A 12894-nucleotide genomic window follows, 5' to 3' on the forward strand; every position below is an offset into this window, starting at 1 on the left:
GTAGCCGCCGTTGGCTGTCGAATCAAGTCAAACCCATGCACTCAAATTCGGGTTGACCATCCTCACTCGCGCCTTACTCCACCGTCACGCTCTTGGCCAGATTGCGCGGCTTGTCCACATCCGTGCCCCGTGCGCAGGCCGTGTGGTAAGACAGCAATTGCAGCGGCACCGTGTGCAGAATCGGCGACAGCTTGCCGTAGTGCTCGGGCATGCGGATCACGTGCATGCCTTCGCCGCTCTGGATCTTGCTGTCGGCGTCGGCAAACACATACAGCTCGCCGCCGCGGGCGCGCACTTCCTGCATGTTGGACTTCAGCTTTTCCAGCAGCTCGTCCTTGGGCGCGATGGTGACGACGGGCATGTGCTCGGTCACCAGGGCCAGCGGGCCGTGCTTGAGTTCGCCGGCCGGATAGGCCTCGGCGTGGATGTAGCTGATTTCCTTGAGCTTGAGCGCGCCTTCCAGCGCGATCGGGTAGTGCATGCCGCGGCCCAGGAACAGCGCGTTTTCCTTGGAGGCAAAGCGGTCGGCCCAGGCCATGATCTGCGGCTCAAGCGCCAGCACCGAGCCAATGGCCACGGGCAGGTGGCGCAACGCCTTCAGGTGCTCGGCTTCCTGCTCGTCGCTCAGGCGGCCGCGCACCTGCGCCAGCGCCAGGGTCAGCAGGAACAGCGCGGTCAGCTGCGTGGTGAAGGCCTTGGTCGAGGCCACGCCGATTTCAACGCCGGCACGGGTGATGTACGACAGCTTGCACTCGCGCACCATGGCGCTGGTGGACACGTTGCAGATGGTCAGCGTGTTTTCCATGCCCAGCGAACGGGCGTGCTTCAACGCAGCCAGCGTGTCGGCCGTTTCGCCCGACTGCGAAATCGTGACCACCAGCGAACGCGGGTTGGGCACGCTGTCGCGATAGCGGTATTCGCTGGCGATTTCCACGGCCACCGGAATCTTGGCGATGGACTCGATCCAGTACTTGGCGGTCAGGCCGGCGTAGTAGCTGGTGCCGCAGGCCAGGATCAGCAGGGAATCGATGTCCTTGAAGATCTTGTAGGCGTCGTCGCCGAACAGCTCGGGCGTGATGGCCTCGATGTCCTGCAGCGTATCGCCCACGGCGCGCGGCTGCTCGAAGATTTCCTTCTGCATGTAGTGGCGGTACGGGCCCAGTTCGGCCGCGCCGGTGTGCACGTGCACGGTGTGCACTTCACGGTCCACGCTCTTGCCGTTGGCGTCCACGATCCAGACGCGCGACAGCTGCAGGTCGACGACGTCGCCGTCTTCCAGGTAGATGATCTGGTCGGTCGTGCCGGCCAGCGCCAGCGCGTCGGAGGCCAGGAAGTTCTCGTTCTGGCCCACGCCCACCACCAGGGGCGAACCCTGGCGGGCGCCGACCACGCGGTGCGGTTCGTCGCGGCAGAACACGGCGATGGCGTAGGCGCCATGCAGGCGGCGCACGGCGTTCTGCACGGCTTCGAACAGGTCGCCGGCGTACAGGTGGTTGACCAGGTGCGCGATCACTTCGGTATCGGTCTGGCTTTCGAAGACGTAGCCCACGGCCTGCAGCTCGGCGCGCAGTTCGTCGTGGTTTTCGATGATGCCGTTGTGCACCAGCGCGATGCGCGGTTCGTCGTTGCCCAGGCGCGAGAAGTGCGGGTGGGCGTTGTGCGTGGCCGGCACGCCGTGCGTGGCCCAACGGGTGTGGGCGATGCCCGTGAAGCCCTGGACGTGGTCCTGGGCCACCTGATCGGCCAATTCGGCCACGCGCTGCGTGCTGCGCGTGCGGCGCAGATGGCCGTCAGCGTACACGGCGACGCCGCAGGAGTCGTAACCCCGGTATTCCAGCCGCTTGAGGCCTTCGACGAGGATCGGGGTGATGTCGCGCTGAGCGACGGCGCCAACAATGCCACACATGGGAGAGACTCCTGAAAGTTCGAGTACGGAACGCATTGTGCGCGCACCCTAAAGAAATTTGATTTCTTTATCTGCTCATATTTGACAGTTTATTTACTTACCCATTTGTGATTAAATAATATTTCACCAATGTGTTTTCAATGAATTAATTATTCAAAACACCATGCCAACCCCGCCCAATGCCCTGCCCGAGCTGGATGATCTGGACCTGCGCATCCTGGAACAGCTGCAAGAAGACAATTCGCTGACCAACCAGGACCTGGCCTTGCGGGTGCATGCATCGCCCCCGACCTGCCTGCGGCGGGTCCGGCGGCTGGTGGAAGAGGGGGTCATCGAACGCCAGGTGGCCATCCTGGCCGCCGACAAGCTGGGCAGCACGCTGACCGCCATCGTCGAGATCACGCTGGATGTGCAGGCGGCCGAAAGCCTGGACGCCTTCGAACAGACGCTGCTGACCGAACCGGCCGTGCTGCAATGCTATCGGGTGTCGCCTGGCCCGGATTTCGTGGTGATCGCCCAGGTGAAAGACATGCCCGCCTACCACGCGCTGGCGCATCGCGCCTTCACCGCGCACGCCAACGTGCGCAACGTGCGCACGTTCTTCTCGGTGCACCGGGCCAAGTTTGAAACACGGATCGATCTGCAGCGTTAAGCAGAATCCGACGCAATAACGTCCGAATCACTAGTGAATACGCCGTTCTCGGTGCTTGGCAGAAGACAATTGGCAACATTCCGGCGAAAGACGCCAGACGGTCCCGGACGGAGTATTCGTTGCAGAAACATGCCACCCCATATCTCGATATGATTGCGACGCACCTCAATGCCCCTTACGGCCTGGTGGTGCAAACGGCCCACATCATCGCTGCGTTACGTTCCAGCGACCTGTCATCGGTGCCCGGCGATGCACTCGTGAAAGAGCTACTGGCAGGCATGTTCATCGAATTGGAGCCTGAATGCATCGGCAGAGCCTGCTTCGAAGCGGGTGTCCGACTCGAAGAAGCGGAAGCGTTGTATCAACAAGCCCGTACGGAATTCGGGTTGCCCAAGGCGGTACGCTGGGAAGCCGCGATGGAAGGGGTGCTGTGAAGTGGGTAACCGACTTTCGACGGACCTCCACACTTCGGGATCTGCAATACGCGCAGATGGCCCTTGCACGTCAAAGGCGTTCCACTTCTTGATGTCGCACGCCTAACGGCCAGCCCGCGCACCCAGCAGCCGCTCGAACTGCGCCAGATACCGATTGCCCATCTTCTGCACGTCATGCTCGTTGCGCACGTAGTCGTATGCGCGGTCGGTGATTTCCTGGCGGAAGGCCGCGTCGTCCAGGCAGCGCGCCATGCCTTGGGCCATGGCGTGGAAATCCGCCACCGCGCACAGCACGCCGCGGCCGTCGGCCAGGCTTTCCTTCAGGCCGCCGGCATCGGTGGACACCACCGGCACGCGCTGCAGGAAGGCGTCCAGCACGCTGCTGCCCAGGGCTTCTTCCTCGGAGCTCATGACGAACACATCCAGGATGCTGTAGAAGTCCTCGACGCCCTTGCGAAAGCCCGCGAAGCGATAGACGTCTTCGATGCCCAGCAGCCGCGCTTCGTCGCGCGCCTGCTGTTCGCGGTCGCCGCCGGCGCCGAAATGCAGGAAGACGAAGTCGCGGCGCGTCTTGGCCAGCTCGCCCACGGCGCGCACCAGCGTCACCGGGTCCTTGTCGCGGATCAGCGCGGCCGACGTGGCCATGACCTTCTTGCCGTCCAGGTCGAATTCACGCACCAGCGCGGCAACATTTTCCTGGTTGATCACATGCGGCTCAACCGCGCTGCGGATGATGACCGGGTCCAGCCCCAGCCGGCGCGGCTCGCTGGCGGCCATGTCGCTGATGGCCACGAACAGGTCAGTGTGGCGCCACTTGAAGCCGGTCTTCCATTCCTCGCCCGGCTTGACCACGAACGAGGTGCGGCGTGAAAACACCACCGGACGGCGGTGCAGCCACTTGGTCAGCACCGCCCAGGTGATGGTGTTGGCCGTCTGGGCGTGGATGATGTCGTATCCCTTGCCCTGCGATGCCAGAAAGCGCAGCTGGGCCGGCACGTTGCGGCAGGTATGCGCCACGAAGCCTTCCTGGCGTACGCGCTCGGCCAGCGGGCCGCCTTCGCGGCACAGCACTTCGACCTGGTGGCCGGCATTGCGGAACGCGCGCATGCAATACAGCGTCTGGCGTTCGCCGCCGCGCCAACCTTTCTCGAAGTTGAGCTGCAGGATCTTCATGCGCGGCCGATGCCCGAATACTCGAAGCCCAGGGCGCGCACGTCGGCCGGCGTGTAGAGGTTGCGGCCGTCCAGAATCAACGGTGTCTTGAGCAGCGCTTTGACGCGATCGAAGTCGGGCGCGCGAAACACCTTCCATTCGGTGGCGATCAACAGCGCGTCGGCGCCGTCCAGCGCATCGTACATGTCGGTGGCGAAGCTCACGCCAGGCTGGCCCACCAGCACGCGGGCGGCCTCGTGCATGGCCACCGGGTCATAGGCGCGCACGGTGGCGCCGCGGCGCGTCAGTTCGGCAATGATGGTCAGGCTGGGCGCTTCGCGCATGTCGTCGGTATTGGGCTTGAACGACAGGCCCCACAAGGCGAACTTGCGGCCACGCAGGTCTTCGCCGTAGTGCTGCACCAGCTTTTCCGACAAGCGGAACTTCTGCGCGTGGTTGGCGGCCTCGGCCGCTTCGATGACGCGCATCGGCAGGCGGTTCTCGGCGGCGGTGTTGACCAGCGCCTGCACGTCCTTGGGGAAGCACGAGCCGCCATAGCCCGCGCCGGGGTACAGGAAGTGGTAGCCGATGCGGGGGTCCGCACCAATGCCGCGGCGCACCTGCTCGATGTCGGCGCCCAGCGCTTCGGCCAGGTTGGCCATCTCGTTCATGAACGAAATCCGGGTGGCCAGCATCGCGTTGGCGGCGTACTTGGTCAGTTCGGCCGACCGCACGTCCATCACCATCAGGCGGTCATGGGTACGCTGGAACGGTTCGTAGATACGGCGCATGATGCCGACGGTGTAGTCGTCGTCGGCGCCGACGATGACCCGGTCCGGGCTCATGAAGTCGTTGATCGCCGCGCCTTCCTTCAGGAATTCGGGGTTGGACGCCACGCTGAACGGCACCTGCACGCCGCGTGCGGCCAGCTCCTGCTCGATCACCGCGCGCACCTTGTCGGCGGTGCCGACCGGCACCGTGGACTTGTCCACGACCAGCTTGCGGCTGGTCATGTGGCGCGCAATATTGCGGGCGGCGGCCAGCACGTATTTCAGGTCGGCCGAGCCGTCCTCGCCCGGGGGGGTGCCCACGGCGATGAACTGCACGTCGCCAAAGGCCACGCTCTGGGCCACGTCGTCGGTGAAATGCAGGCGGCCGGCCTGCACGTTGCGCCGGACCAGGTCTTCCAGACCGGGTTCATAGATGGGGATGCCCCCCTGGCGCAGCAGGGCGATCTTGGCCGCATCCACGTCCAGGCACATGACATCGTTGCCCATGTCGGCCAGGCACGCTCCCGACACCAACCCCACGTAACCGGTACCCACGACCGTGATCTTCATGCCTGAACGCCTTAAAAATAGGTAATCGTTGCGCCGGGCATTGCAGACCCGGCGCCGGCGGCCATTATAGAAGCCGCCGGGCCGTCGGGTCTGGCGCGCCCTAGATGGCCCGCAGCTTGTTGAAGCGGACCGTGTTCACGACCACCGCCAGGGCGGCGCAGATCGTGCCCAGCACCAGGGCCAGCCCGGGGCCGTGCGCGGCGCTGACACTGAAGGCGATCGCCACCAGCGCAGTGCCGAAGCTCTGGCCGAACACCCGGGTGGTGGCCTGCAGGCCACCCGCCGCGCCACTGCGCGCACGCGGCGCCGCCGACAGCATGGCGCGATTGTTCGGGGTCTGGAAAAAGCCGAAGCCCACACCCGCCACGAACATGCCGGCAATGATCGGCACGTTGCCCACGGACGCCGGCAGGGCCGCCAGCCACAGCATGCCGATGACCATGCCGGTCGCCCCCACGCCGCTCAGCGTGGCGGCGGAATAGCGGTCGGACAGGCGCCCGGCCACCGGTGCGATCAGGGCCGTGCCCACCGGCCAGGCCCCCATCAGCAGGCCCACCTCAAGGTAGGGCCGGCCCAGCACCTGCTGGAAATAGAACGGCAACGATACGTAGGACGCCATCTGCGCGGCAAAGGTGCAGGCCGACGCCCCGACGGCGAAGGCCAATTGCCGGATTCGCAGCAGGTCCACCGGCACCAGCGGCGCGGGCTGGCGGCTGGCCCGGCGCACCAGCACCATGCCGGCCACCACCGAGATCGCCACCAGGCCGATGCCCCGCAGCAAGTCCTGCCCCATCATGTCGATGCCCGAAATGAACACGCCCAGCGTCGCCATGCAGAGCAGGGCGCTGACCCAGTCCAGCCGCACGTCGTTGCGCGGCACCTCGGGCAGATGGCGCAGGCCGAACATGGCCAGCACGCAGATCGGCAGGTTGACCGCGAAAATCCAGGGCCACGGCGCCACCGACAGGATGGCCGAGCCGATGGTGGGCCCCAGCACCGACATCACCGCCACCGTAGTGGCGTTGATGCTGATGCCCCGGCCCAGCATTTTCAGGGGATAGATATTGCGCACCAGCCCGCCGAACAGGCACATCAGCGTGGCCGCCCCCACGCCCTGAAACACCCGCGCCAGCGTCAGCTGCAGCAGCGAACCGGCCAGCGCGCAGCCCAGCGACGCCAGGGTGAACAGCACCAGCCCGAACGTGAACATGCGGCGAAAGCCGATGCGTTCGGCCAGCGCCGACAGGGGTAGCAGCATCATCACCACCGCCAGGTTGTAGGCGTTGACCACCCACACGGCCTGCGCGGGCGACGCGTTCAGGTCGGCCGCGATGGTGGGCAGGGCCACATTGGCGATGGTGGTGTCCAGGACCGACAGGCTGATGCCGGTCATCACGGTGGCCGCCGCCCAGTAGCGGCGAGGTACCGGCAGGCCGTCGGGCGCGGCGGGCTTGGCGCCGCCGCCCGACGCCTCGGACGCCTGTGGCGTCACGACTTCTTGACCGGCCGTTGCCAACCGTCGATGGTGACCTGCTTGGCGCGCGACACGGTCAGCTTGTCGGCCGGCGCATCGCGGGTCAGGGTGGTGCCGGCGCCCAGGGTCGCGCCGCGGCCCACGCGCACCGGGGCCACCAGTTGCGTGTCCGAGCCGATGAAGGCGTCGTCTTCGATGACGGTGCGGTGCTTGTTCACGCCGTCGTAGTTGCAGGTGATGGTGCCCGCGCCCACGTTGACGCGTGCGCCGATGGTGGCGTCGCCGATGTAGGCCAGGTGATTGGCCTTGCTGTCCGCGCCCAGCACGCTTTTCTTGATCTCGACGAAGTTGCCGACATGGCTGCGGTCGCCGAGTTCAGCGCCGGGGCGCAGGCGGGCATACGGGCCCACGCGGGCATCGCCGCCCACCTGGGCCTCTTGCAGATGGCTGTAGGCCTCGATCTGCGTCCCCGCGCCCACGCTCACGTCGCGCAGCACGCAGTGCGGGCCCACGCGCACGCCATCGGCCAGCGTGACCTTGCCTTCGAACACGCAGCCCACGTCAATGAACACATCGCGGCCGCAGGTCAGCGAGCCGCGCACGTCGAAACGCGCCGGGTCGGCCAGCGTCACGCCGGCTTCCAGCTGGCGGCGGGCCTGCTCGCCCTGCCAGCGGCGTTCCAGCTCGGCCTGCTGCACACGGCTGTTCACGCCCAGCGTCTCCCAGGACGCGCCCGGCTGGGCCGCGCCCACCGGCACGCTGTCAGTCACGGCCAGGCCCACGACGTCGGTCAGGTAGTACTCGCCCTGGGCATTGTTGTTGTCGATGCGCGAAAGCCAGTCTTTCAGCCTGGCGGTCGGCGCGGCCAGGATGCCGGTGTTGACTTCCTTGATGGCGCGTTCGGCGTCCGAGGCATCCTTGTGCTCGACGATGCGGCAGACATTGCCGGCGGCGTCACGCACGATGCGGCCATAGCCGGTGGAATCGGCCAGCACTTCGGTCAGCACCGCGGCGCCGTCGCCCCGCGCGTCCAACAGGCGGCGCAGCGTTTCGGGCTGCACCAGCGGCACGTCGCCATAGAGCACCAGCGTCACGTCGTCCTTGCCGTCGCCTTCGAGCAGCAGCGGCACCGCCTGCTGCACCGCATGGCCCGTACCCTGCTGCGGCTGCTGCAACGCGAATTGCAGGTCGTCCTGGCCACCGAAGGCCTGCTTGACCCGGTCGGCGCCATGGCCGACCACCACGATGACGCGGGCGGGTTCCAGTTGGCGGGCGCTGTCCAGCACGTGGGCCAGCATCGGCTTTCCGGCCAGGGTGTGGAGCACTTTGGGAAGGTCGGACTGCATGCGCTTGCCCAGTCCGGCGGCGAGAATCACTACATTAAGCATAAGTTCTGACGTGTTGGAATCGATCGGGGCGGCACCGCGCCGCCCCAAATCGGGATTGAAAGATCAGGGCTTGCCGTCGGCAGGCCCCGTGTTCTTGGTTGCCGCCTTCGACGCGGCCGGCTTGCGTGCGGCCTTCTTGGCGGGTGACTTCGCAGCGGGCTTGGCGGCCGCCTTGGCCGTCGGCGCGGCGGCAGCCTGCGAGCCGCCGGCCTTGCCCTTGGGTGCATTGCCTGCGTCCGGCGCGGCGCCGGGCATCGACGCGGCCGTGGCAGCGGCAATCTGGTTGAACTGCTGCTGCAGCAGATCCCACCACGCCTTGGAGGCCGATTGCGCTGCCGCGCCCATCTGTTCGGTCATGCCGGGCTGGGCGTCGGCCCCCGCCGCCGAATCGGTCTTAGCATCGGCGGCCTTGGCATCGGCGGGCTTGGCTTCGGCCGCCTTGGTCGGTGCGCTCCTGGCCGCTGCCGGTGCCGGCTTCAGGCCCAGCACCACCTCCAGGGGCGAGGCCGCGCCGCTTTCACGCAGCGCGCCCAGATCCATGTTGGCCGCCGAATCGACAAAGGCGCGCAAGGTGCTGATGGTGGAACGCTGCACTTCCATGCCCTGGATCGTGCTGGACAGCATCGACAGGTTCATGCGCAGCCAGTTTTCCACCGACCGCAGCTCGGCGATACGGCGGTCCAGGTCTTCCAGGTTCATGGGCGGCGCCATCGGCAGGCTGCTCGCCAGCCCGCCCGGGCCGGTCAGGCCGGCCCATGCCTGGCGCATCATTTCCATGCTGGCCAGCAGCGGGTTGCCCGACAGGTCGGAATGCTGGCCCATGCCGGGTAGGACGAACGGATTGCTGTGTTGGTCGCTCATTCCTGGTCTCCCCATAGATCGCAAAGGGCTGCCGGCCGGGATGCCTTACCCCGGCAGCAGCTGATTATTCTCCACTCGCACGTGGTCGCCGGATGCAAACGCGAACGGCTGGGCGCTGCGGAATTGGCGCGCGCTGCCGTCGTTCATGCGTACCGTGAGCTCGTAGTGCGTCACCGTTTGTTGCTGTCTGATATTACGCTCAACTTCACGGCCTGCCAAAGCGCCGCCCACCGCGCCCAGCACGGTCAGCGCGGTCTTGCCGTTGCCGCCGCCGAACTGGTTGCCGACCACGCCGCCCACCGCACCGCCGGCGATGGTGCCGACCAGATGGTCGCTATTGTCCTTGACCGGCACTTGCACCTGACGGATGGTCTCGACCACGCCGCAGGTGTGGCAGGCCTGCGCCGGCGGCTGCGTCGCGGGCGCGGCAGGACGGCCCTGGGGCTGCGCCTGGGCGGTGGGCTGGCGGGCCGCCTGCACGGGCGCGCCGGGCTGGGTGGGCGCCAGATTCGCCCCTTCGGGGCCGGCCTGGGCCACGGCGGGGTCCTCGGGGTGCGGCGTGGCCGATGGGGTCGGCAGCCAGCCCATCACGGCGGCAACGCCCACCGAGCACATGACGATGACGGCGATCGCGGCGGCCCCGACCAGCGGATGCAGGGCGCGGCGGGAAGATTGGGTCGGATTCGAATTCATGACGATGCTCCATCGTTGCTAACCGGCAGTGGTATAGCACCCGGACGCGGTATCGGCATGTTGCGATGGTGACGCTTCTTTGCCGCATTTCCGGCCTTGGACAGCCCCGTCCATTCGTGGACAATAGGCGCATGGATTCCATTACCTTGCCCCAGATCGAAGCGGCCATCAACTATTGGCGCAACGTCTCGCCGTCGGTCGGCGACGAATCGCGCCTCTGCCCCGAGGCCGCCGCGCTGGCCGCCCCCTATGCGTTGATGATCATTTCGCACCGCCGCGACATCCCTGCCGCCGAACTCAGCGACAAGGCGCGCGCCGCGCTGGCCGGCTGGGTGGCCGCAGGCGGCAGCGACTAGCCTGCGGGGCCCCGCAGGCCCCAGGCGGGAGGCCAGCCCGCCCCCTTTGCCAGCACCGTGCCGATCAGCCCTTGAGCAGGGCCTGGATATCGTGCACCAGGGCGTCCACCCCAATGTTGTTGTTGGCCAGCACCCGCGATTCGCCCTTGCCGTCCAGCAGGTAGAACGCCGCGGTGTGGTCCATCGTGTAGTTGCCGTCCTTGGTGGGCGCCTTGGCGTAATACGCCTTGAACGCCGCCGCGGCCTTCTTCACCTGGTCGGGCGTGCCGGTCAAACCCAGAAATCGCGGGTCGAATGCCGTTACGTATTGCTTGAGCACCTCGGGGGTGTCGCGCTCCGGGTCCACGGTGATCAGCAGCACCTGAACGCGGTCGGCGTCAGGCCCCAGTTTCTTCATCACTTCGGTCAATTCGGCCAGCGACGTCGGGCAGACGTCCGGGCACTGCGTGAAGCCGAAGAACACCACCACGACCTTGCCGGCAAAGTCCTGCAACTGGCGCGTCTTGCCGTTGTAGTCCGACAGTTCAAGCCCGCGGCCCAGCTGCGTGCCGCTGATGTCGCTGCCCTTGAAGGCGGGTGCATTGTCGCCGCAGGCGGCCAGGGCGGCGGTGAAAGCGGCGGCCGTGGCCAGGCGCAAGGCCAGGCGCCGGCTGGCGGAAAATACGGACATCGACAACCTCCAGGGGGTCAGCGCAGCAGGGCGACCCAGTGGTCCACCAGCAGGGCGCCGAACAGCAGCGCCAGGTAGAGAATGGAAAAACGGAACATGCTGCGCGCCAGCTCGTCGCTGTAGGCGCGGTACAGCCGCCAGGCGTACGAGACGAACATGCCGCCCAGCACCAGCGCCGACACCAGGTACAGCACGCCGCTCATGCGGATCGCGTAGGGCAAGAGCGTGGTGGCAAGCAGCGCGATGCTGTAGAGCAGGATATGCAGGCGGGTGAACTGCTGGCCGTGCGTGACGGGCAGCATCGGCAGGCCGGCCTTGGCGTAATCATGGTTGCGGTACAGCGCCAGCGCCCAGAAGTGCGGCGGCGTCCAGATGAAGATGATCAGCACCAGCACCCAGGCTTCGGCCGGCACCGAGTCGGCCACCGCCGCCCAGCCCAGGGCCGGCGGCATGGCGCCCGACAGGCCGCCGATGACGATGTTCTGCGGGGTGCGCGGCTTGAGGATGATGGTGTAGATCACGGCATAGCCGACGAACGTGGCGAAGGTCAGCCACATGGTCAGCGGGTTGACCAGGGTGTACAGCACGAACATGCCCGCGCCGCCCAGCAGGCCCGACAGGCTCAGCACCTGGAAAGCCGAAATGGTGCCGCGCGCCGTGGCGCGCCGCGCCGTGCGCAGCATGCGGGCGTCGACTTCCTGCTCGATCAGGCAATTGATGGCGAACGCGGCCGCGGCCAGCAGCCAGATGCCGATGGTGCCGAACACCACCCGGCGCATGTCCGGCACGCCCGGGACGGCGAGAAACATGCCAATCACCGCACAAAACACCGCCAACTGCGTGACGCGCGGCTTGGTGAGTACGAAGTATTGGCGGAACAATCCGGTTTGGGGAGCGGCAAGACTGGTCATCATGGACCCTATTTTAAACGCGCACCGAATTGGGGCCGTAGCCCCCGGCTGGCGGCTGCCCGGCCGTGGCCAATCGCACCATCAGCACCACCGCGGCCAGGGTCAAACCCGCCGCCCCGCCGTTGTGCAACACGGCGATCAGAAGCGGCCACTGGAAGAAGATGGTGGTCAGGCCGGTCAGCAGCTGGGCGCCCAGCAGCGCCAGCATCAAGGTGGCCGGCCCGCGCAGCCCGGGTTCGGCCCGCAGGCGCCAGGCCAGGATGCCCAGGTAGACGAACACGACGAAGGCGAAATTGCGGTGCACCCAATGGATGGCCGTCAGCGCCGGCTGCGAAATCATTTCGCCGGACGGCAGTTCGCCCAGGCCCCGGATGATCGAATAACCGCCATGGAAATCCATATCCGGCACCCATTTGCCGTGGCACATGGGGAAATCCATGCAGGCCAGCGCGGCATAGTTGGTACTGACCCAGCCGCCCAGGGTCACCTGGATCAGCAGCAGTAAAAAGCCCCCCACCACCCAGGGCTTGAAGCGCGCGGCCGCGGCCGCCACGGCCAGGTGCGGGCGTTCGCGCGCCGACAGCCAGGTCATCAGCGCCAGCACCGACAGGCCGAATACCAGGTGCGCCGTCACGACGGCGGGCATGAGCTTGTGTGTCACGGTCCAGGCGCCGAACGCGCCCTGCACGCAGACGGCCACCAGCGTGGTCACGGCCAGGGCCGGCGAGCGGCCCAGTTCGCGGCGGTAACGCCAGGCCATGTAGACGATGGCGATGATCAGCATGCCCAGGATGGTGCCGACATAGCGGTGGATCATCTCGATCCAGGCCTTGGACAGCGTGACCGGGCCGAACGGCATCGCCTGCGACGCCTGATGGATGTCGCCCATGGCACCCAGCGGGGTCACCTTGCCATAGCAGCCGGGCCAGTCCGGGCAGCCCAGCCCCGAATCCGTCAGGCGCACGAAGGCGCCGAACATGATCAGGTCCAGCGTCAGGAACCAGGTGAAGAATACGAGCTTGCGATACCGCGCTTTGATGCGTTCCATGGAATTCAA

At 66.6% G+C, this 12894-nt stretch carries 13 protein-coding genes; 3 read left to right on the forward strand and 10 right to left on the reverse strand.

Annotated features, from left to right (window positions below; genetic code table 11):
• Positions 1–73 precede the first annotated feature (73 nt).
• Positions 74–1906: a glutamine--fructose-6-phosphate transaminase (isomerizing) gene (glmS, locus tag U858_RS0125130; RefSeq protein WP_025139890.1), complete on the reverse strand. Its 1833-nt coding sequence runs from the start codon at positions 1904–1906 to the stop codon at positions 74–76.
• A gap of 163 nt (positions 1907–2069) precedes the next feature.
• Here glmS and U858_RS0125135 point away from each other — a divergent pair, with 163 nt between their 5' ends.
• Positions 2070–2558: an Lrp/AsnC family transcriptional regulator gene (locus tag U858_RS0125135; RefSeq protein WP_025139891.1), complete on the forward strand. Its 489-nt coding sequence runs from the start codon at positions 2070–2072 to the stop codon at positions 2556–2558.
• Between the two features lie 119 nt (positions 2559–2677).
• On the forward strand, positions 2678–2992 hold the full coding sequence (locus U858_RS0125140; protein ID WP_025139892.1) for a hypothetical protein: 315 nt from the start codon (positions 2678–2680) through the stop codon (positions 2990–2992).
• Positions 2993–3094: 102 nt separating this feature from the next.
• On the opposite strand, the gene U858_RS0125145 is transcribed toward U858_RS0125140, so the two are convergent.
• The 6 genes from U858_RS0125145 to U858_RS0125170 form a co-directional block, all read right to left on the reverse strand.
• A complete protein-coding gene (locus U858_RS0125145; RefSeq protein WP_025139893.1) occupies positions 3095–4165 on the reverse strand; it encodes a glycosyltransferase family 4 protein in 1071 nt (356 codons plus the stop codon).
• Complete coding sequence (locus U858_RS0125150) at positions 4162–5484, reverse strand: UDP-glucose/GDP-mannose dehydrogenase family protein (RefSeq protein ID WP_025139894.1); 1323 nt, start codon at positions 5482–5484, stop codon at positions 4162–4164. The genes U858_RS0125145 and U858_RS0125150 overlap by 4 nt, the downstream gene beginning before the upstream one ends.
• A gap of 100 nt (positions 5485–5584) precedes the next feature.
• Positions 5585–6976 carry an MFS transporter gene (locus tag U858_RS0125155; protein ID WP_025139895.1) on the reverse strand — a complete coding sequence of 464 codons (1392 nt, stop codon included), beginning with the start codon at positions 6974–6976 and terminating at the stop codon, positions 5585–5587.
• Complete coding sequence (gene glmU / locus U858_RS0125160; RefSeq protein WP_025139896.1) at positions 6973–8346, reverse strand: bifunctional UDP-N-acetylglucosamine diphosphorylase/glucosamine-1-phosphate N-acetyltransferase GlmU; 1374 nt, start codon at positions 8344–8346, stop codon at positions 6973–6975. The genes U858_RS0125155 and glmU overlap by 4 nt, the downstream gene beginning before the upstream one ends.
• A gap of 63 nt (positions 8347–8409) precedes the next feature.
• Positions 8410–9207, reverse strand: coding sequence for a PhaM family polyhydroxyalkanoate granule multifunctional regulatory protein (locus U858_RS0125165; protein WP_025139897.1), 798 nt, complete (start codon positions 9205–9207; stop codon positions 8410–8412).
• A 45-nt stretch (positions 9208–9252) separates the two neighbouring features.
• Positions 9253–9900 carry a glycine zipper 2TM domain-containing protein gene (locus U858_RS0125170; protein WP_025139898.1) on the reverse strand — a complete coding sequence of 216 codons (648 nt, stop codon included), beginning with the start codon at positions 9898–9900 and terminating at the stop codon, positions 9253–9255.
• A gap of 131 nt (positions 9901–10031) precedes the next feature.
• Between U858_RS0125170 and U858_RS0125175 the strand changes: the two genes are divergently transcribed.
• Positions 10032–10256, forward strand: a complete 225-nt coding sequence (locus tag U858_RS0125175; RefSeq protein ID WP_025139899.1) for a DUF3717 domain-containing protein — start codon at positions 10032–10034, stop codon at positions 10254–10256.
• 64 nt (positions 10257–10320) lie between these two features.
• Here the strand turns inward: U858_RS0125175 and U858_RS0125180 are convergent, their stop codons facing one another.
• Genes U858_RS0125180 through U858_RS0125190 form a run of 3 tightly spaced genes read right to left on the reverse strand, consistent with a single transcriptional unit; the run spans position 10321 to position 12885 of the window.
• Positions 10321–10926, reverse strand: coding sequence for an SCO family protein (locus U858_RS0125180; protein WP_025139900.1), 606 nt, complete (start codon positions 10924–10926; stop codon positions 10321–10323).
• A gap of 17 nt (positions 10927–10943) precedes the next feature.
• On the reverse strand, positions 10944–11837 hold the full coding sequence (gene cyoE / locus U858_RS0125185; protein WP_025139901.1) for a heme o synthase: 894 nt from the start codon (positions 11835–11837) through the stop codon (positions 10944–10946).
• Positions 11838–11850: 13 nt separating this feature from the next.
• A complete protein-coding gene (locus tag U858_RS0125190) occupies positions 11851–12885 on the reverse strand; it encodes a heme A synthase (protein WP_025139902.1) in 1035 nt (344 codons plus the stop codon).
• Positions 12886–12894: the final 9 nt, after the last annotated feature.

This window comes from Achromobacter sp. DH1f, from assembly GCF_000633435.1.
Taxonomy (GTDB): Bacteria; Pseudomonadota; Gammaproteobacteria; order Burkholderiales; family Burkholderiaceae_B; genus Achromobacter; species Achromobacter deleyi.

Excerpts from the sequence above, each read along its gene's own strand:
- glmS (WP_025139890.1), bottom strand. The coding sequence starts at position 1,906 with ATGTGTGGCATTGTTGGCGCCGTCGCTCAGCGCGACATCACCCCGATC.
- U858_RS0125135 (WP_025139891.1), top strand. The coding sequence starts at position 2,070 with ATGCCAACCCCGCCCAATGCCCTGCCCGAGCTGGATGATCTGGACCTG.
- U858_RS0125145 (WP_025139893.1), bottom strand. The coding sequence starts at position 4,165 with ATGAAGATCCTGCAGCTCAACTTCGAGAAAGGTTGGCGCGGCGGCGAA.
- U858_RS0125150 (WP_025139894.1), bottom strand. The coding sequence starts at position 5,484 with ATGAAGATCACGGTCGTGGGTACCGGTTACGTGGGGTTGGTGTCGGGA.
- glmU (WP_025139896.1), bottom strand. The coding sequence starts at position 8,346 with ATGCTTAATGTAGTGATTCTCGCCGCCGGACTGGGCAAGCGCATGCAG.
- U858_RS0125165 (WP_025139897.1), bottom strand. The coding sequence starts at position 9,207 with ATGAGCGACCAACACAGCAATCCGTTCGTCCTACCCGGCATGGGCCAG.
- U858_RS0125170 (WP_025139898.1), bottom strand. The coding sequence starts at position 9,900 with ATGAATTCGAATCCGACCCAATCTTCCCGCCGCGCCCTGCATCCGCTG.
- U858_RS0125175 (WP_025139899.1), top strand. The coding sequence starts at position 10,032 with ATGGATTCCATTACCTTGCCCCAGATCGAAGCGGCCATCAACTATTGG.
- U858_RS0125180 (WP_025139900.1), bottom strand. The coding sequence starts at position 10,926 with ATGTCCGTATTTTCCGCCAGCCGGCGCCTGGCCTTGCGCCTGGCCACG.
- cyoE (WP_025139901.1), bottom strand. The coding sequence starts at position 11,837 with ATGACCAGTCTTGCCGCTCCCCAAACCGGATTGTTCCGCCAATACTTC.
- U858_RS0125190 (WP_025139902.1), bottom strand. The coding sequence starts at position 12,885 with ATGGAACGCATCAAAGCGCGGTATCGCAAGCTCGTATTCTTCACCTGG.